The organism is Salipiger sp. D13 (assembly GCF_003703915.1).
Classification (GTDB): Bacteria; Pseudomonadota; Alphaproteobacteria; order Rhodobacterales; family Rhodobacteraceae; genus Salipiger; species Salipiger profundus.
Window position 1 is genome coordinate 57763 of sequence record NZ_ML112591.1, and the last position, 17568, is coordinate 75330.

General features: G+C 64.9%; 17 protein-coding genes. 5 read left to right on the top strand and 12 right to left on the bottom strand.

Translation table 11 applies throughout. The features are described 5' to 3' along the window. Positions 1-212: 212 nt before the first annotated feature. The 3 genes from D6860_RS04550 to D6860_RS04560 all read right to left on the bottom strand — a co-directional run bounded on the left by D6860_RS04550 (position 213) and on the right by D6860_RS04560 (position 3359). Positions 213-1610 carry a TRAP transporter large permease gene (locus D6860_RS04550; protein WP_076624950.1) on the bottom strand — a complete coding sequence of 466 codons (1398 nt, stop codon included), beginning with the start codon at positions 1608-1610 and terminating at the stop codon, positions 213-215. Beyond that, on the bottom strand, positions 1607-2239 hold the full coding sequence (locus D6860_RS04555; RefSeq protein WP_076624951.1) for a TRAP transporter small permease subunit: 633 nt from the start codon (positions 2237-2239) through the stop codon (positions 1607-1609). Before D6860_RS04555 ends, D6860_RS04550 begins: the two co-directional genes overlap by 4 nt. Positions 2240-2342: 103 nt before the next feature. Further along, on the bottom strand, positions 2343-3359 hold the full coding sequence (locus tag D6860_RS04560) for a C4-dicarboxylate TRAP transporter substrate-binding protein (RefSeq protein WP_076624952.1): 1017 nt from the start codon (positions 3357-3359) through the stop codon (positions 2343-2345). Between the two features lie 446 nt (positions 3360-3805). Here D6860_RS04560 and acs point away from each other — a divergent pair, with 446 nt between their 5' ends. From acs to aat, 5 genes are all read left to right on the top strand, one after another. Further along, complete coding sequence (gene acs, locus D6860_RS04565) at positions 3806-5770, top strand: acetate--CoA ligase (RefSeq protein ID WP_128549218.1); 1965 nt, start codon at positions 3806-3808, stop codon at positions 5768-5770. Positions 5771-5953: 183 nt separating this feature from the next. Next, a complete protein-coding gene (locus D6860_RS04570) occupies positions 5954-6388 on the top strand; it encodes a hypothetical protein (protein WP_128549219.1) in 435 nt (144 codons plus the stop codon). Between the two features lie 193 nt (positions 6389-6581). Beyond that, positions 6582-7070, top strand: coding sequence for an acetyl-CoA carboxylase biotin carboxyl carrier protein (gene accB / locus D6860_RS04575; protein ID WP_076622368.1), 489 nt, complete (start codon positions 6582-6584; stop codon positions 7068-7070). A gap of 9 nt (positions 7071-7079) precedes the next feature. Continuing rightward, on the top strand, positions 7080-8435 hold the full coding sequence (accC, locus tag D6860_RS04580; RefSeq protein WP_076622369.1) for an acetyl-CoA carboxylase biotin carboxylase subunit: 1356 nt from the start codon (positions 7080-7082) through the stop codon (positions 8433-8435). Positions 8436-8484: 49 nt separating this feature from the next. Next, positions 8485-9123, top strand: a complete 639-nt coding sequence (aat, locus tag D6860_RS04585; protein WP_017469317.1) for a leucyl/phenylalanyl-tRNA--protein transferase — start codon at positions 8485-8487, stop codon at positions 9121-9123. On the opposite strand, the gene D6860_RS04590 is transcribed toward aat, so the two are convergent. From D6860_RS04590 to soxC, 9 genes are all read right to left on the bottom strand, one after another. Next, positions 9087-9449, bottom strand: a complete 363-nt coding sequence (locus tag D6860_RS04590) for a DUF2155 domain-containing protein (RefSeq protein WP_076622370.1) — start codon at positions 9447-9449, stop codon at positions 9087-9089. The genes aat and D6860_RS04590 overlap by 37 nt on opposite strands. Then, a complete protein-coding gene (mlaD, locus tag D6860_RS04595) occupies positions 9446-9895 on the bottom strand; it encodes an outer membrane lipid asymmetry maintenance protein MlaD (protein WP_076622371.1) in 450 nt (149 codons plus the stop codon). Before mlaD ends, D6860_RS04590 begins: the two co-directional genes overlap by 4 nt. Before the next feature lie 4 nt (positions 9896-9899). Next, positions 9900-10283 carry an NADH:ubiquinone oxidoreductase subunit NDUFA12 gene (locus D6860_RS04600; protein WP_076622372.1) on the bottom strand — a complete coding sequence of 128 codons (384 nt, stop codon included), beginning with the start codon at positions 10281-10283 and terminating at the stop codon, positions 9900-9902. Between the two features lie 154 nt (positions 10284-10437). After that, entirely contained in the window at positions 10438-11703 is a 1266-nt protein-coding gene (clpX, locus tag D6860_RS04605; RefSeq protein WP_076622373.1) for an ATP-dependent Clp protease ATP-binding subunit ClpX, read from the bottom strand. Between the two features lie 150 nt (positions 11704-11853). Further along, positions 11854-12486 carry an ATP-dependent Clp protease proteolytic subunit gene (locus tag D6860_RS04610; RefSeq protein WP_017467499.1) on the bottom strand — a complete coding sequence of 211 codons (633 nt, stop codon included), beginning with the start codon at positions 12484-12486 and terminating at the stop codon, positions 11854-11856. A gap of 98 nt (positions 12487-12584) precedes the next feature. Then, positions 12585-13499 carry a cation diffusion facilitator family transporter gene (locus tag D6860_RS04615; RefSeq protein WP_076622374.1) on the bottom strand — a complete coding sequence of 305 codons (915 nt, stop codon included), beginning with the start codon at positions 13497-13499 and terminating at the stop codon, positions 12585-12587. Between the two features lie 122 nt (positions 13500-13621). After that, positions 13622-14158, bottom strand: a complete 537-nt coding sequence (locus D6860_RS04620; RefSeq protein WP_128549220.1) for a hypothetical protein — start codon at positions 14156-14158, stop codon at positions 13622-13624. A gap of 896 nt (positions 14159-15054) precedes the next feature. Continuing rightward, positions 15055-16299, bottom strand: coding sequence for a c-type cytochrome (locus D6860_RS04625; RefSeq protein ID WP_076622376.1), 1245 nt, complete (start codon positions 16297-16299; stop codon positions 15055-15057). After that, positions 16283-17560: a sulfite dehydrogenase gene (gene soxC, locus D6860_RS04630; RefSeq protein ID WP_076622377.1), complete on the bottom strand. Its 1278-nt coding sequence runs from the start codon at positions 17558-17560 to the stop codon at positions 16283-16285. Before soxC ends, D6860_RS04625 begins: the two co-directional genes overlap by 17 nt. Positions 17561-17568 lie beyond the last annotated feature (8 nt).

Below are 17568 nucleotides of genomic sequence, written 5' to 3' on the forward strand. Positions count from 1 at the left end.
CATGACTTCCTGATAATGTGGCCCGCCCGCGCCCTCGCCGGCGGTTCTGCTTCTCAACGCAGCTGAAGAGAAAAAGGTTCCACCCCGGCGGAAAGGCCCTTGACACCCGGCCAAGCCGCTCGAACGCGCGGTGGCGGCGCGCCGGTTCCCCGGTCTGCGCCGCCGCCCTCCTTGCGCCGGTCAGGGTCGAAGGAGTCCGCCGTCGATGCGGCTCATGCCAGAGACGGCAGCCAGAGCACGATCGACGGGAAGGCCACCAGCAACGCGATGGTCACCGCGTCCGCGATGAAGAACGGCGTCACGCCCCGGAACACGTCCTGCACCGACAGGTCCGGGCGCACGCCCGCAACCACGAAGCAGTTGAGCCCGATGGGCGGCGTGATCAGGCAGAACTCGGCCATCTTCACCACGAGGATGCCGAACCACACCGCGCACATCTCGCCGGACATGCCGAAGGTGCTGTCGACGGCGGCCACGTCCTCGCCCCCGTTCAGCGCCATGACCGCCGGGTAGACGACCGGCAGGGTCAGCAGCAGCATCCCGATGGCGTCCATGAACATGCCCAGCACCGCGTAGGCCAGCAGGATGCAGATCAGGATCACCATCGGCGGGTAGTGCAGCGACGAAATCCAGTCCGCGAAGGCCGAGGGCAAGTCCGCGAAGCCGAGGAACCGCACGTAGATCAGCACGCCCCAGATGATCGTGAAGATCATGATCGACAGTTTCGCGGTCTCGATCAGCGCATCCTTCAGCTCGGCGCCGCGCATCCCGTGCAGCAGCGCCATCACGAAGATGATGAAGGCACCGACCGCCCCGCCCTCGGTGGGCGTGCCCCAAGCATCGCCGAAAGGGTTGTAGACGAAGAAGATGATGATCACGACCACCGCCACGATGGGCAGCGCCGGCGGCAGCGATGCGAAGCGCTGGCCCCAGGTGAAGCCGCGCACCGGCGGGCCGAAGCCCTTGATCGTCATCGCGAGGCCGATGATCAGCGCTCCGTAGACCACCGCCGAGAAGGCGCCCGGCACGAAGCCCGCCAGCAGCAGCTTGCCCACGTCCTGCTCGACGATGATGGCATAGATCACGAGGATCGCCGAGGGCGGGATGAGCGAGGCCAGCGTGCCGCCCGCCGCCACGACGCCCGCCGCGAAGCGCTTGTCGTAGCCGATCTTGAGCATCTCGGGGATCGCGATGCGGGCGAAGACCGCCGAGGTTGCCACCGAGGCGCCCGAGACCGCCGCGAAACCCGCCGTGGCGAAGACGGTCGAGACCGCAAGCCCGCCTGGCACCCACGCCAGCCAGCGCTTGGCAGCCTCGAACAGCGCCTTGGTGAGCCCCGCGTAATAGGCGAGGTAGCCGATCAGGATGAAGGTCGGGATGAGGCTCAGCGCCTGGCTCGCGACCTTGCCGTGGGGCACCTGCCCCGCCGTCTTGACCGCGACCGAGATCGCCCAGCCCATCATCTCGGGATCGTAGTCGCGTTTCTCCCAGAAGATCCAGACAAGCCCCAGCAGCCCGGCCAGGCCCGCGGCAAAGGCCACCCGCATGCCCAGCACCACCATGAGGAAAAGGCCGCCCGTGACCCACAGGCCGATTTCGATGGATGTCATTGGTCATGCCCCGAGATATGCTCTGCCTCTGCCGCGGCCTGATCCGCGACGCTCTGGACCAGCGGCACCGCCGGCGGCGCCTCGAGCCCCAGCACCAGCGCCCGGCCGTAGCCCCACAGCTGGATCACCAGCCGCAGCACCATGACCGAGAAGGCCACCGGCACGATCAGCTTGGCGGGCCAGATCGGCAGCCCGAGGTCGATGGTGGAATCGCGCGACCACATCGGCGCGGCGAAATCGAAGCTGCGGTCGAAGTGCGCCCAGGTGCCCCACACCAGCCCGACCATCAGCACGAAGATCCCGAAGGTGGTGATCAGTTCGGCGAGCCACAGCGCCCGACCGTGCAGCTTGCCCACCAGGATGTCCATGCGGATATGCCCACCGTTGCGCTGCACGTAGGAGATGCCGAAGATCGCGATGAGCGGCATCGCCGCCTCGATCCAGTCGACATAGCCCCGCAGCGGCTCGTTGAAGAACTCTCGCCCTCCGACCGACACCACCGCGAGAACCATGAGCGCGAAGGCCCCAAGTCCCGAGATGAAGGCCATCGCCCGCTCGAGATGCTCGAGCGTCCGGTCGAGCCGGCTGATGGTGGTGTCGTCGGAGAGCACGGCGGACTGTCCGGCCATGGCTGTCCCTTTCCTGTCCCGAAAGCCCCGTGTCCCGCCCGGGGCCGAAAATGCACTCGGCGCCCGGAGCTTCCCCCGGGCGCCGCATTGCCCATGATCGCGCTCAGTTGGAGGCGCGGGTTTCCTCGAGGGTGCTCGTCACGAGGTCGTAGAGCTCCTGCGCGGGCAGGCCCTGCGCGCCCATTTCCTCGATCCACGCCTCATGCGTGGGGGTGCCGGCGATGTCCTTGAACTTCGCCAGTTCCTCGTCCGAGATCATCACCTTCTCGACACCCTTCTCCTCGAGCACGCTGTCCCACTTGGCGAGCAGCTCGCCGTAGTTCTCGAGGTAGTAGTCGATCGCCTCGGGCACGGAGCTGTCGAGCGCCTCGCGCTCGGCATCCGACAGCGATTCGTAGGCGTCGGTGTTCACCACCACCGGACAGTTCACCGTGCCGGGGTTGAGGTTGGCGGTCCACCAGTCGGCCTCGTTGATGGTGCCGAAGCTCAGGTGCGCGTGCTGGGCGAAGGCGGCGGTGTCGATGACGCCCGATTCCATCGCCTGGTAGACTTCCGACGCGGTCATCGAGGTCGGCACGGCGCCGACTGCCTCGAAGGCACGGCCGAGACCGCCCGTCGCCCGCACCCGCATGCCGTCGAAGTCCGCCAGCTCGTTGCGCGGCTCGCCGGTGCCGACGAGGTTGTACTGCGGCATCGGCGTCGGCATCAGCAGCTTGGCCGACCACTGCGCCATTTCCTCCTGCACCGCCGGATGGGCGTAGACCGCGTTCGAGACGGCAACCTCTTCCTCGAGCGTGTCGACCCCGAGGAACGGCAGCTCGAGCACGGTGATCGCGCGGTTCTTGTCGGGGTGGTAGCCGGCGCAGAACTGGGCCATCTCGAAGGCGAAGATCGAGATGCCGTCGAGGTTCTCGGTGTTCTTCGACAGGCCGCCGTAAGAGATGTTCATGGTAAAGTCGCCGTCGGTCTTTTCCTCGACGAGCTCCGCGAGCTTGTGGATGTGCTCGGTGAAGGCGCGACGCTTGCCCCAGAGCGAGACGTTCCATTCCGTCGCCATCGCCTCGGTGGCGAAGGCGGTGGTGAGTGCGCCGACGCAGAGCGTCGTGAAAATGCGTGACATGTGGCTGGTCCTCCCGTTTGGATCTGTCGGTCCGCGGTGATTTTCACCTTTTCGTGACGCGAGCGTAGAGGATCGCGCCGCTTGCGCAACCCCGATCCCGAGTCGACACCGTCAGCTCGCCCCTCATTTCAGGCGCGCCAGCATACCAAAGTATACCACGGCATATTGTCACACCCGGAGCTGGCACCGTGCCACTCTTCGCCCGAAGGTCCGCAGCCTCCCCGGGCTTTACACGGTTTGGGCGAAATTCCCTTGAAACCGCGCAGGATTTTTCTGAGATCCAAATTTTGTTTACAAACAGAAGTGCGCTAACGAAAATTGTTTACAAATAAAATGATGCTTTACCGATAGTTATTCCAAAATTTTCGATCTCGCGTATTATTCAAGCAGGGACAGGAAATGCCGCGCTGCGGCAGACGAGAGACAGAGATCGAGGGAGGATCTTCATGAAAGACGACGTTCAAACCGACGCGGCCACCTACCCCCCGTCTTCCGATTTCGTATCGCACGCGCATGTTGATGGTGCGGCGTATGACGAGATGTATGCGCGCTCGATCAGCGACCCCGAGGGGTTCTGGGCCGAGCAGGCGCAGCGGCTGGAGTGGATGGCGCGGCCGACGAAGATCAAGAACACCCGCTTCGATTTCGGCAACGTCGACATCAAGTGGTACGAGGACGGCGTGCTCAACGTCGCCTACAACTGCATCGACCGGCACCTGCCGGCCCGCGCCAACCAGACCGCGATCATCTTCGAGCCCGACGAGCCGGGCGACCCCGCGCAGCACATCACCTATGCCGAGCTCTACGACAAGGTGAACCGCATGGCCAACGTCCTGCTGAGCCAGGGCGTCATGCGCGGCGACCGCGTCGTCATCTACCTGCCGATGATCCCCGAGGCCGCCTATGCCATGCTGGCCTGCGCGCGCATCGGCGCGATCCACTCCATCGTCTTCGCGGGTTTCTCGCCCGACGCGCTGGCCAACCGCATCAACGACTGCGGCGCCAAGATCGTCATCACCGCCGACACCGCGCCGCGCGGCGGCCGCCGCACCGCGCTGAAGTCGAACACCGACGCCGCGCTGCTGCACTGCTCGGACAAGGTGCGCTGCCTCGTCGTCAAGCACACCGGCGACCAGACCAGCTGGATCGACGGCCGCGACGTCGATCTCAACTATCTCATGGAGCACGCGGCGCCCGACTGCCCGCCGCGCCCGATGAACGCCGAAGATCCCCTTTTCATCCTCTATACCTCGGGCTCGACCGGCAAGCCCAAGGGGGTTGTGCACTCCACAGGTGGATATTTGGTTTACACCGCCCTCACCCACGAGGTGGTGTTCGATTACCACGAGGGCGACGTCTACTGGTGCACCGCCGACGTGGGCTGGGTCACCGGCCACAGCTACATCGTCTACGGCCCCCTCGCCAACGGCGCCACCACGCTGATGTTCGAGGGCGTGCCCACCTACCCCGACGCCAGCCGCTTCTGGCAGGTCTGCGAGAAGCACAAGGTGAACCAGTTCTACACCGCGCCGACCGCGATCCGCGCGCTGATGGGCCAGGGTGACGAATTCGTAACGAAATGCGACCTATCCTCGCTCAAGGTGCTGGGCACCGTGGGCGAACCGATCAACCCGGAGGCGTGGAACTGGTACAATGACAAGGTCGGTCAGGGCCGCTGCCCGATCGTCGACACCTGGTGGCAGACCGAAACCGGCGGGCACCTGATGACCCCGCTGCCGGGCGCGCATGCGACCAAGCCCGGCTCGGCGATGAAGCCGTTCTTCGGGGTGAAGCCCGTGGTGCTCGAGCCGACCTCGGGCGAAGAGATCCACGACTTCCCGACCGAGGGCGTGCTGGCCATCGCCGACAGCTGGCCGGGGCAGATGCGCACCGTCTGGGGCGATCACGAGCGGTTCGAGAGCACCTATTTCCAGCAGTACAAGGGCTACTACTTCTCCGGCGACGGCTGCCGGGTGGATGCCGACGGCGACTTCTGGATCACCGGGCGCGTCGACGACGTGATCAACGTCTCGGGCCACCGCATGGGCACCGCCGAGGTGGAATCGGCGCTGGTCGCGCACTCCAAGGTCGCCGAGGCTGCGGTGGTGGGCTACCCGCACCCGGTGAAGGGTCAGGGCATCTACTGCTACGTCACCCTGATGAACGACATCGAACCCTCGGACGAGCTGGTCAAGGAACTGCGCGCCTGGGTCCGCACCGAGATCGGCCCCATCGCCTCGCCCGACCTCATCCAGTGGGCCCCGGGCCTGCCCAAGACCCGCTCGGGCAAGATCATGCGCCGCATCCTGCGCAAGATCGCCGAGAACGACTACGGCGCACTCGGCGACACCTCGACCCTCGCCGACCCATCCGTCGTCGACGACCTCATCGAAAACCGCGCGAACAAGTAACGCGCGTTGGACCATGCGACAGCGGCCCTCCCTGAGCGGGGGGCCGCTTGCCTCTTGCAGCCCGAGGCTTCCGTTTACCAAGTCTTGGAAAACCCCGAAAAATTCGAACGTTTCCGCTGCCAGATACTGCCTGACATGCTATGATCCGTGTCGTGGGGGCACAGTCTCTGATGGAGAAGATCCATGCAGTTCACAGGTGTTTCACATGCGGTGGCACCTTTGGCCACCGGGCATCCTCAGGGCCTTCCGGCAACACCGGACGGTCCGCCCGCCGAAACCCGGGTTCAACCCATTTCGGAACAGGCCAAGGCGGGCACCGGATCGAATGATGCCCCCGGCGGCCAGCCCGAGCCGAAGGCCCACACCGCACCACCATCGATCATGCAAATCAAGATCTCGGCGCTTCTGGAGCAGCAGGCGAGATCGCTGCAAGAGGATCGCAGGGCGAACGGTCCGGACAGCGACGCCTCGGAGGGGCGACGTCCGGCGATAGAAGACACCGCGTCGCGGCGCCGACCGGATCCGCGGGCCAAGGACGAAGAGCCGCCAGCGCCGAGCAGTGAGCCGCAAGACGACGAGCCGATACAACTCCGGCCCGAAGCACGCGACCCGGCCTGATTCGCACCTGGGGTCCGCCTGGCCCCGGGCCCCGCTCTTCGCGGTTCACGGATCGCGGAGCGCCAAGCTGAATGACCTGCAAGCCCGCCATTTCGGCGCTGCCGTCGCTTTTCATGGCCAAAAGCTTTGTCTATAAGCGCCCAATCTAGGGGCCACGGAAAAATCGGCCCGGCAAATCACCGGCGAGGATTGCATGAGCAAAGACACCCACGAAGCCGACGTGTCCTTCATCAAGGCATTGGCAGAACTTCTCCGCGAGAACGAGCTGACCGAACTGGAAGTGAAACGTGACTACGGCGAAGACGACAGTCTGAACGTGCGCGTCAGCCGCGCGGCGCCGCAGGCCGCGCCGGTCGCCGCCGTTGCGGCTCCGGCAGCAGCGCCCGTTGCTCCGGCTCCGGCCGCCCCCGCCGCGGCCGAAACCATGCCCGAGGATCCCGCAGCGCACCCCGGCGCCGTGACCTCGCCCATGGTCGGCACCGTCTACATGCAGCCCGAGCCGGGCGCGCCCTCGTTCATCTCGGTCGGCCAGCAGGTTCGCGAAGGCGACACGCTGATCATCGTCGAGGCGATGAAGACAATGAACCACATTCCCGCCCCGCGTGCGGGCACCGTGAAGCGCATCCTCGTCGAGGACGGCGCCCCCGTCGAATACGGCGCGCCCCTGGTCATCCTCGAGTAAGGGGTCCCCATGTTCGACAAGATCCTCATCGCCAACCGGGGCGAGATCGCGCTGCGCGTCATCCGCGCCTGCCGCGAGATGGGCATCGCCTCCGTCGCGGTGCATTCGACCGCCGATGCCGACGCCATGCACGTGCGCATGGCCGACGAGACGATCTGCATCGGTCCGGCCGCGTCGCCCGAAAGCTACCTGAGCCCGCCCGCGATCATCTCGGCCTGCGAAGTCACCGGCGCGCAGGCGATCCACCCGGGCTACGGTTTCCTCTCCGAGAATGCGCGCTTCGTGCAGATGGTCGAGGATCACGGCCTGACCTTCATCGGCCCCTCGGCGGCGCATATCCGCACCATGGGTGACAAGATCACCGCGAAGGACACCATGAAGGCGCTCGGCGTGCCCTGCGTGCCCGGCTCCGAGGGCGGCGTTCCCGACGTCGAGACCGCCAAGCAGATCGGTCGCGACTTCGGCTACCCGGTGATCATCAAGGCCACCGCCGGTGGCGGCGGGCGCGGCATGAAGGTCGCGCACAACGAAGAAGAGATGGAGCGCGCCTTCCAGACCGCGCGGGCCGAGGGCAAGGCCGCCTTCGGCAACGACGAGGTCTACATCGAGAAGTACCTCCAGAAGCCGCGGCACATCGAGATCCAGGTCTTCGGCGACGGCAAGGGCAACGCGGTGCACCTGGGCGAGCGCGACTGCTCGCTGCAGCGCCGCCATCAGAAGGTGTTCGAGGAAGCCCCCGGCCCCTGCATCACCGAGGAAGAGCGCGCGCGCATCGGCGCCACCTGCGCCAAGGCGATCGCCGATCTCGGTTACGCCGGCGCCGGCACGATCGAGTTCCTCTACGAGGATGGCGAGTTCTACTTCATCGAAATGAACACCCGCCTGCAGGTCGAGCACCCGGTCACCGAGGCGATCTTCGGCGTCGATCTCGTGCGCGAGCAGATCCGCGTGGCCGAGGGCTACCCTCTGTCGTTCAGCCAGGAAGACCTGTTCATCAACGGCCATGCCATCGAGGTGCGGATCAACGCCGAGCGCGTTCCCAGCTTCTCCCCCTGCCCCGGCAAGATCACCCAGTATCACGCCCCGGGCGGCCTTGGCGTGCGGATGGATTCGGCGCTCTATCAGGGCTATTCGATCCCGCCCTACTACGACAGCCTCATCGGCAAGCTCATCGTGCACGGGCGCGACCGGACCGAGGCGCTGTCGCGTCTCAACCGTGCGCTCGGCGAGCTGATCGTCGACGGCGTGGATACCACCATCCCGCTGTTCCACGCGCTGCTTCAGGAACAGGCGATCCACACGGGCGACTACAACATCCACTGGCTGGAGAAATGGCTCGCGACGGAGCCTTTCTCGGGAGAGTGATGGAGGGGCGCGGCGCATATCCGCAGCCCATGCCCGCGGGGGCCCGGGGATGACCATCATCACCCCCGAGCTCCTGCTGAGGGCCTATCGCTCGGGCATCTTCCCGATGGCCGAGCACCGCGACGATCCCGAGCTGTTCTGGGTCGATCCGCGCCAGCGTGGGATCATCCCGCTGAACGGTTTGCACATCTCGCGCAGCCTTGCGCGCCGCCTCAGGCGCGACGACTACAGCGTCACCGTGGACCAGGACTTCGAAGGCGTGATCGACGCCTGCGCAGACCGCCAGGAGACCTGGATCAACCAGGAAATCCGATCGCTTTTCATCGAGTTGCACGAACGCGGCATCGCTCATTCGCTCGAGGTCTGGATGGACGGAGAGCTGGCCGGCGGTGTCTACGGACTCGAGGTGGGCGGCGCCTTCTGCGGGGAGTCCATGTTCTCGCGCCGCCGGGATGGCTCGAAGATCGCGCTGTGCTGGCTGATCGACTTGCTACGCCGCGCAGGCTTCAGCCTGTTCGACACTCAGTTCCTGACCGAGCATCTCGCGTCGCTCGGCGGGATCGAGATCAACCGGGCGGACTATCGGGCCCGATTGCTCGAGGCGCTTTCACATGAGGCAGATTTTGCCGGAACGCCGCTCGCGGCGTCCGGTCAGGCTGTGGTGCAACGCAACGCCCAGACGTCGTAACGCTGGTGGTCCAGCGCGTTCAGCGCGGGCGACGATGCGATCATCCAGCCGCGAAACACGGGCTCGGGCTCTCCGGCCTCGCGGATGGTCAGGAAGGCATAGGCATCGCCCGCCTGGTCCCCCTCTGGGTAGCGGCATTCCCCCAGCGTGATCTCGACACGCCCGAATGTGGCTGTCTCGCCGTTCATCACGGCAATATCGGTCGAGCGGCCGGTGAGCTTGTCGAGGCCGCGCAGGATTGCCCCCGTGCCGGTGCTGGCCGCTTCCTGAGCCGGGAGCATCCCGGCCCAAAGTGCCATGACGACTGCGACAGTTGCCCTGATCATTCTCCGCTTCCCCCGGATACGTATTTGAGCAGCAGCGAGATCAGGCTCACGGAGCCCTGCGTGTCGAGGATCTCGTCCCCCGCCTCGTAGTAGAACATCGAGCCTCCCGGGCTGATCTCGACGAAATTTCCGCCAAGCAACCCTTCGGACGAGATGACGATGGCGCTGTCGTCGGGGATCTGGACCCCGTCGTTCATGCGCAACGCCATGTCCGCGCGATAGGTCTCTGCGTTCAGCGCGATGTCCGTGACAGTGCCGATCTTGACCCCTGCCAGCCGAACGTCGCTGCCCACGGTCACCCCTTCAAGCGACCGGAAGCTGGCGCTGAGCGGATAGCCGCTTTCCCCGAAACTGAAGCCCGTCGACGTCACCGTGTAGGCGCCGAATGCGATTGCGGCGGCCAGAACGGCCCCGCCGACCAGCACCTCGGTGGCAGACGTCGTCATGCAGTTATTCCGGGCTCCACGCCTCGTAGTCCTGACGCGGTGCAGGCTCTTCGCGACGGATCGAGCCCTTGGGCGCATAGGCCAGCGCGGTGCCGGTCAGGTTCTCGATATGCGGCTTTTCCCAGGACTTGTGCGGCAGCGGCCGATCCGTGGGCGGTGCGTCGAAGGTGTGGTGCAGCCAGCCATGCCAGTCGGGGCTGATGCGGCTCGCCTCGATCTCGCCGTTGTAGATGACCCAGCGGCGCTTGCCATCCTTCGACTGGTAGAAGGTGTTGCCCTGCTCATCCTCGCCGACACGGGTGCCGTGGCGATTGCTCCAGATCATCGTGTTCAGCGTGGCACCGTTCCACCAGGTCACGGCTTTCAGGAGCGAGTTCAGAATGCCCATGGACGACTCCTCGGTATCTTCCTGTCCCGTATATGCGATTTCGGGGCGGAAGGTCCAGCGTGCAACCGGTGCAATCCACCCGAACGGAACCGTCTGCGAGACAATAAAAAAGGCGGGGTCTCCCCCGCCTCATGTGTTCATTCTGGCTTCGGCGTCAGCTTGCCGAGGTGCCTTCCTTTTTCTGGTCGGCGTAGATCATCAGCGGCTTGGCATCCGAGGTCACGGCCTCTTCGTTCACCACCACTTCGGTCACCTCGTCCATACCCGGCAGCTCGAACATGGTGTCGAGCAGGATTTCCTCGAGAATGGACCGCAGACCACGTGCGCCGGTCTTCCGCGCGATCGCCTTCTTGGCGATGGCAGACAGCGCATCGTCGGTAAAGGTGAGCTCGGTATCCTCCATCTCGAAGAGACGCTGGTATTGCTTCACCAGCGCGTTCTTGGGCTGGGTCAGGATGGTGACCAGCGCATCCTCGTCGAGATCCTCGAGCGTTGCGAGCACCGGCAGGCGCCCGACGAATTCCGGGATCAGGCCGAACTTGAGCAGATCCTCGGGCTCGAGATCATGGAAGATCTCGCCAGTGCCGCGTGCGTCCGGGTCGCGCACGTCGGCGCCGAACCCCATCGCCGAGCCCTTGCCGCGCTGCGCGATGATCTTGTCGAGGCCCGCGAATGCGCCGCCGCAGATGAACAGGATGTTGGTCGTGTCCACTTGCAGGAACTCCTGCTGCGGATGCTTGCGCCCGCCCTGCGGCGGCACGCTGGCCACGGTGCCTTCCATCAGCTTGAGCAGCGCCTGCTGCACGCCCTCGCCCGACACGTCGCGGGTGATCGAGGGGTTCTCGGACTTGCGGGTGATCTTGTCGACTTCGTCGATGTAGACGATGCCGCGCTGCGCGCGCTCGACGTTGTACTCGCTCGCCTGAAGCAGCTTGAGAATGATGTTCTCGACATCCTCGCCGACATAGCCCGCTTCGGTCAGCGTGGTCGCGTCGGCCATGGTGAACGGCACGTCAAGGATACGCGCCAGCGTCTGCGCCAGCAGCGTCTTGCCGCAACCCGTGGGGCCGATCAGCAGGATGTTGGACTTCGCCAGCTCGATGTCCGAGGACTTCTGCGAGTGGTTCAGACGCTTGTAGTGGTTGTGCACCGCGACCGAGAGCACGCGCTTGGCAATCGCCTGGCCAATCACGTAGTCGTCGAGCACCTCACAGATTTCACGCGGGGTCGGCACACCTTCGGAGGCCTTGAGACCGGCACCCTTCGTCTCTTCACGGATGATGTCCATGCAGAGTTCCACGCACTCGTCGCAGATGAAAACGGTCGGTCCCGCGATCAGCTTGCGGACTTCGTGCTGGCTCTTGCCGCAGAAGCTGCAGTAGAGGGTGTTCTTGCTGTCGCCGCCGTTATTGGTCGCCATATCACACCTTTCGAGGCCTTGCCCACGAGGGCTGCGCCGGAATGCCAGCCCCAGGCCCATTTTGCTGCTTAGATTCAGCAGAGGATAGGACACCGCCCAGTCCTCCACAATCCGAAAATGTCCCGCCGCCAGTCGCGGCGGGACAAGAGATTATGATTTCGCCTCTTCGGCTGCCTCGCGGCTTTCGACGATCTCGTCGATAAGACCCCAGTCCTTGGCCTGCTCCGGCGACATGAAGTTGTCGCGTTCAAGCGCGCGTTCGACTTCCTCGAGCGTGCGGCCGCAGTGCTTGACGTAGATCTCGTTGAGGCGGCGCTTGAGCTTCAGCGTTTCCTCGGCGTGGATCATGATGTCGGTCGCCTGGCCCTGGTAGCCGCCCGAGGGCTGGTGCACCATGATGCGGCTGTTGGGCAGCGAGAAGCGCATGTCAGGCGCGCCCGCGGCCAGCAGCAGCGAGCCCATCGAGGCCGCCTGGCCGATCACCAGCGTCGAGACCTTTGGCTTGATGTACTGCATCGTGTCGTAGATCGACAGGCCGCTCGTCACCACGCCGCCGGGGCTGTTGATGTACATCGAGATTTCCTTGGACGGGTTCTCGGCCTCGAGGTGCAGGAGCTGCGCCACGATGAGGCTCGACATGCCGTCGTGCACCGGCCCGGAAACGAAGATGATCCGTTCCTTGAGCAGGCGCGAAAAAATGTCGTAGGCCCGTTCGCCGCGGCTGGTCTGTTCGACCACCATGGGAACGAGGGTATTCATGTAGATTTCGTGGGGGTCGTTCATAAATCGCCTGCCTGTATGGTTCTGTGATACCTAGTCATCGGTCGTTACCAGATTCTTAGTATCGGGTATGGCCCGCCGCAAGGGCCAGCGGGCCTCTGTCATGCGTCACCCCAGTCCCCCGGGGTCCGGCACGCGTGACGGGTGCACTCAAGTTCCAGCATCACATGCGAGATGCCGAACCTGGTCTTGAGCCGTTCCTTGACCGCCGTCTTGATGTGGTCAGCCTGTCCCCAGGCTCCCTCCTGCACCACGAGATGCGCCTGCAGCGCGGCGCGATGTTCGTCGATCTGCCACAGGTGTGCCCGGTGCAGACCCTCGACTCCCTCGATCGTGCCGGCCTCTTCCAACACCTCGCCCGGAGCCATTTCCGGCGGGCTGCCGAGCATCAGGATACGGATCACCCCACCGATTTCCGAGAACGCCATCCACAGGATGTAGCCGGCGATGACCAGCGTCACGAGAGGGTCGATCCAGGTCCAGCCGAAGAGGATGATCACGGTGCCCGCGACGATCACCGCGACCGACCCGAGCGCGTCGGCAAGGTTGTGCAGGAAGGCCGCACGGATGTTCACGCTATCCTTCGACATGGTCCAGGTGAGCAGTGCCGTCACGAGATCGACGGCAAGCGCGACGCCGGCGATGATGACGACCAGCCATCCCTCGACCGGCTCGGGTGAGATGAACCGCAGCACCGCTTCCATCACGAGGTAGAAACCGATCACGATCAATGTCGTATAGTTGACCAGGGCGGCCACCACCTCGGCCCGCGCGTAGCCGAAGGACATGTCGGAGCTTGCCGGACGGCGCGCGATCTTGCGGGCGACGACCGCGATGATGAGCGAGATCGCGTCGGAGAAGTTGTGCAGCGCATCGGCGATCATGGCGAGGCTGCCCGAAACGATCCCACCGATCACCTGTGCAACCGTGAGGCCAAGGTTTACGGCCACCGCGCCCCACAGCCGCCCGTCGCCGGCACCGGGATCCACATGATGATGATGGTGATCGTGGGGCATGAGACCTTGAACCTCGGAAGAGTTTCGAACGCGCCTGCGCATCCGATCCCCGGCACGAAGGCTCACGCCAAACCTGAACCCGTAGGCGCTCAGGTCAACCCCGATCACCGGAGCGTGCGCCGTCACGGCACCTGCCCTCGCTGAAGCACGGCTTCGAGCGGATCGCGCGCACACCAAGGTTTTCGGCCGAATTTCTTCTCCCAGAGGACCGGCTCAAGCGGTTGCCAGCGAAATGGCCGGTCATCCGCGGCGGGGGCCCAGTGCAGCAACCCTTCATCTCGGCAGGGATCGAGCACAAGCCCGCTCCGGAACGGTCGTCCCGAGGCGCGCACCATGACACCGCTGTGCTCGAACGGCCGCCAGAGGCGGGCGGGCGACATTGCCATGTCGACCTCGAGCGTTCGGAACGCCTCACGCGAGAGGCGCATGTAGAGCGCCTCCGCCCACTCCAGACAGAACCCTGGCAGTTTGAGCCCGAGGTGAACCTTGTCCGAAAGCACCAGCGGCGGATCAGATCCGGTCAGTCCACGGGCAAGCTTTCTCGGATAGACGTAGGCCACCAGGGACAGGCGCCTTGCCTCGACCGGAGCAACGCTTACTCCAAGCCTCATGACCGCCCGCGTCAGTGCTGAGCGGTCCGCTTCGCCGGTCAGGGGCAACCTGTCCGGAGGCGTGGCGCAGCCCGCCTGTAGAAGCGCGAAGAGGAGGGCAAGGATGAGGGGGACTGAAACGCGGCGCATGCGTGAGCCCTATCAGCCAGGTGCAAAGAGGACGTTAATTCGGCTCGCGTCACGTCTGCTCTCCGCGTTTCACCTTGTGATCGTGAACGAAAAGGCTGTCGTTATTGTCGTAGAGGTGCGCCAGAACCCGGGGGTGATCGAAGGCGATATCGGCCAACCGCGCGGCTTCCGCGCGATCGACATCTCATCCGAGACCCTCGAGCGCCTGCGACAGCGAAACCAGCTGAGAGACGGTCGCGACGGGGGAATGCCCCTCGGTTGGAGGCGTATATCCAGCCGGAGCGAAAAGGCCCAAAGTGAGCGGAATGAGAAGAATGCGTTTCGTCCGGACAGCATTTATCCGCCATCCGGTTACGGATTCTTCAGAGTCCGCCCTCTATGCATTCCCCGCTGATCGCGCTCATCGAGAAGAGGGAGAAATCCGCTGTCAGAGCCGGAACCCGACCGCCTTGGGCAGTGGCTTTGCCGTCGGGGCGTCGCGGGGCAGTAGGCCGAATGCGGCCGCCAGTGTGATAAGGCCAGCAAGCCAGAGAATGCGGGATCGAAACGTCATGGCGAAATGCTCCGATTGGTTGCCGCGAAATCCACGGCGGAAAAGGTTTCAAGAGGCCCCGCCCCTTAAAACCGGACGGTGCCGACGCCCCTCGGCGCCACATTCATGGTGCCCCATTCGCCTGGCAGTCGCCAACTACGGAATACCCGACCCGCGTCGGAGGCCGCATCCGGCGTCAAGAATGAAAAAGACCCGGAATGCCGAAGCACTCCGGGCCAGGGTCTGGATCGAGGTCCGCCGCAGGGCGTCGGACGCCCAAAGGTCAATCGAAGCTGCGCAGATACTCCACGACGGCGTCGATATCCTCGGTCTTCTTCAGGCCGGCAAAGGCCATCTTGGTGCCCTTGGCATAACCGCGCGGATCGGCAAGGAAGCCGTGCAGTTCCTCGTTGGTCCAGGCGCCCTCCATCTCTTCGAGCGTTCTGGAATACTTGAACCCGTCGACCGCGGCGATGTCGCGACCGACGACACCGTTGAGCTCGGGACCGGTGCGGTTCTTGGCGCCTTCACCGACCTGGTGGCAGGCCTTGCACTTGCGAAAGACTCGCTCACCCGCTGCGGCGAGTTCTTCGTCGATCGGCGCGGACGCTTGCGTTGCCTCGGTCTCGGCCGTCGCTGTCTCCGTGTCGGCTGCGGCCTCCTCGGCGACGGTGGCGGCCTCTTCCACCTCGGCCTCCTGCTCGGGCGTGGTGGCTTCTTCGGCGGCGGCCTCCTCGGCCATCGCATCACCGCCCTCCTGGTCCGGCGTCACGTCCAGCACGGTGGCGCGCATGGTGATCTCGACGTTTTCCTTGCAGTTCTCCATACAGGGTTCGGTGCGCCACTTGGTGTATTCGGTCTCGGCGCGGTCATCGACCACGAAGCCGTCGGCGTTGGGCATCTCGAATTCGGCGAGGTTCTCGTTGCTCAGCTCGAAATCGTCGTCGACGAGATCGTTCGAGTAGAGAATGTAGGCGGTGATCGCGTAGACCTCGTCGGGCGTGAGCGATTGCGCGTTGCCGAAGGGCATCGAGCGATGCACGTAGTCGAACACGGTCGAGAGATACGGCCAGTAGGAGCCCACAGTCTTGAGCGGATCCTCGTCGGCCAGGCTGCCCTGCCCGCCCGCGAGCTTCGGCCAGTTGTCGACACCCTCGGCAAAGGAGCCATGGCAGACCGCGCAGTTCTCCTCGAATACCGCCTCGCCGGTCCAGATGTCGCCCGAACCTTCGGGCAGACCGGAACCATCCGGGCTCACGTCGAGGTTCCAGGCAGCCACTTCCTCGGGCAGCGCTTCGCGACCAAGCCCGAATGTCGCATCGGCGTCGGCGGTCGCGGCCTGCGCCGCGCCGACGAGCACGCCACCGGTCACCGCGGCCGGCTCGGCTTCGGGCTGCGGCAGCGCGGCCATCCTGCGCGGGTTGTCAGGAAACGACGCCACGTTTCGGTCGGCGAAGTTCACGGCGGCGGTGAGGACCACCGCGATGCCCGCGGCAGTGCCGAGGTAGAGATTAAGAGACTTCGACATTTTCGGCCTCCCCGTTGGATTTCACCCACCAGGTCTGGATGCAGTTGTTGTGGTAGATCGAGTTCAGCCCGCGCACCTCTCGGAGCTGTGCCTTGGTCGGCTGAACGTATCCGGTTTCGTCCATGGCGCGCGATTGCAGGAACCACTCCTCGCCGTTCCACTCGGTGTCGAGGTAGAAGCGGGTCAGCGACTTGTCGCCCGGATCGGTGGCGAGACGCGCGGTCTCCCAGGTCTTGCCGCCATCCTTCGACACGTCGACGCGCTTGATCTTGCCGTGGCCGGTCCAGGCCATGCCAGTGATGACCACCGGGCCGTGGCCGTGGGTGATCGGCATTTGCGGGCTGGGCGAGGTCACGACGGACTTGGCATCCATGACCCAGGTCCACTTGCGCGAGGTGCCGTCGGCCAGCGTGTCGGTGTATTTCGAGGTCTCCTCGCGGCTTTCGACGGGCCCGTCCATCACTTCCATGCGGCGGATCCACTTGACCCACATGTTGCCTTCCCAGCCGGGCACCACGAGGCGGGCCGGATAGCCGTGCTCTTTCCGCAGCGCCTCGCCGTTGGCCTTGATCGCGAGCAGGCAGTCGTCGAGCGCCTTCTCCATCGGGATCGAGCGGCCGTTCGACGACGCGTCAGCGCCCTCGACGTAGAGCCACTTGCCCTCGACCTCGCCGGAATAGCCAGCCTCGTTCAGCAGGGTCCGCAACGGAATGCCGGAGTATTCCATGTTGTGGATCATGCCATGGGTGAACTGCGCGCCGTTGAGCTGTGCGCCGGCCCATTCCATGCCGGTGTTGGCCGCGCACTCGCAGAAGTAGACGTGGTTCTCGCGCGGGAAGCGCTCGAGGTCGGCGTAGGTGAAGACCAGAGGCTTGTCGACGAGCCCGTTGATCATCAGCCGGTAGTCTTCCTTTTTCAGCTCGATGGCGCCCGAGTGGTGCCGCTCGAAGGCGCAGCCGGTGGGCGTGATGGTGCCGTCGAGCGCGTGGATCGGGGTGAAGTTGATCGAGCTGATCGTGTCGGCGGTGAGCCACTCCACGTTGCGGCGGATCACGTCATCCTCGAAGCGGATCGGCAGGCCGTAGGGCGTGGCATCGACACCATCGCCGAAACCGCTCGCCCAGGGCTGAACCTCGGTGATGAGCGGATCCGGTTCCGCCGCACGGCTCACGGTCGCCGCGACGGTGCCAGCGCCCACGGCTGCCGCGCCGGTCAGGAACTGACGGCGCGAGGCGGACATGCCTTTCTTGTCTGTCGTCATGGGTTTGT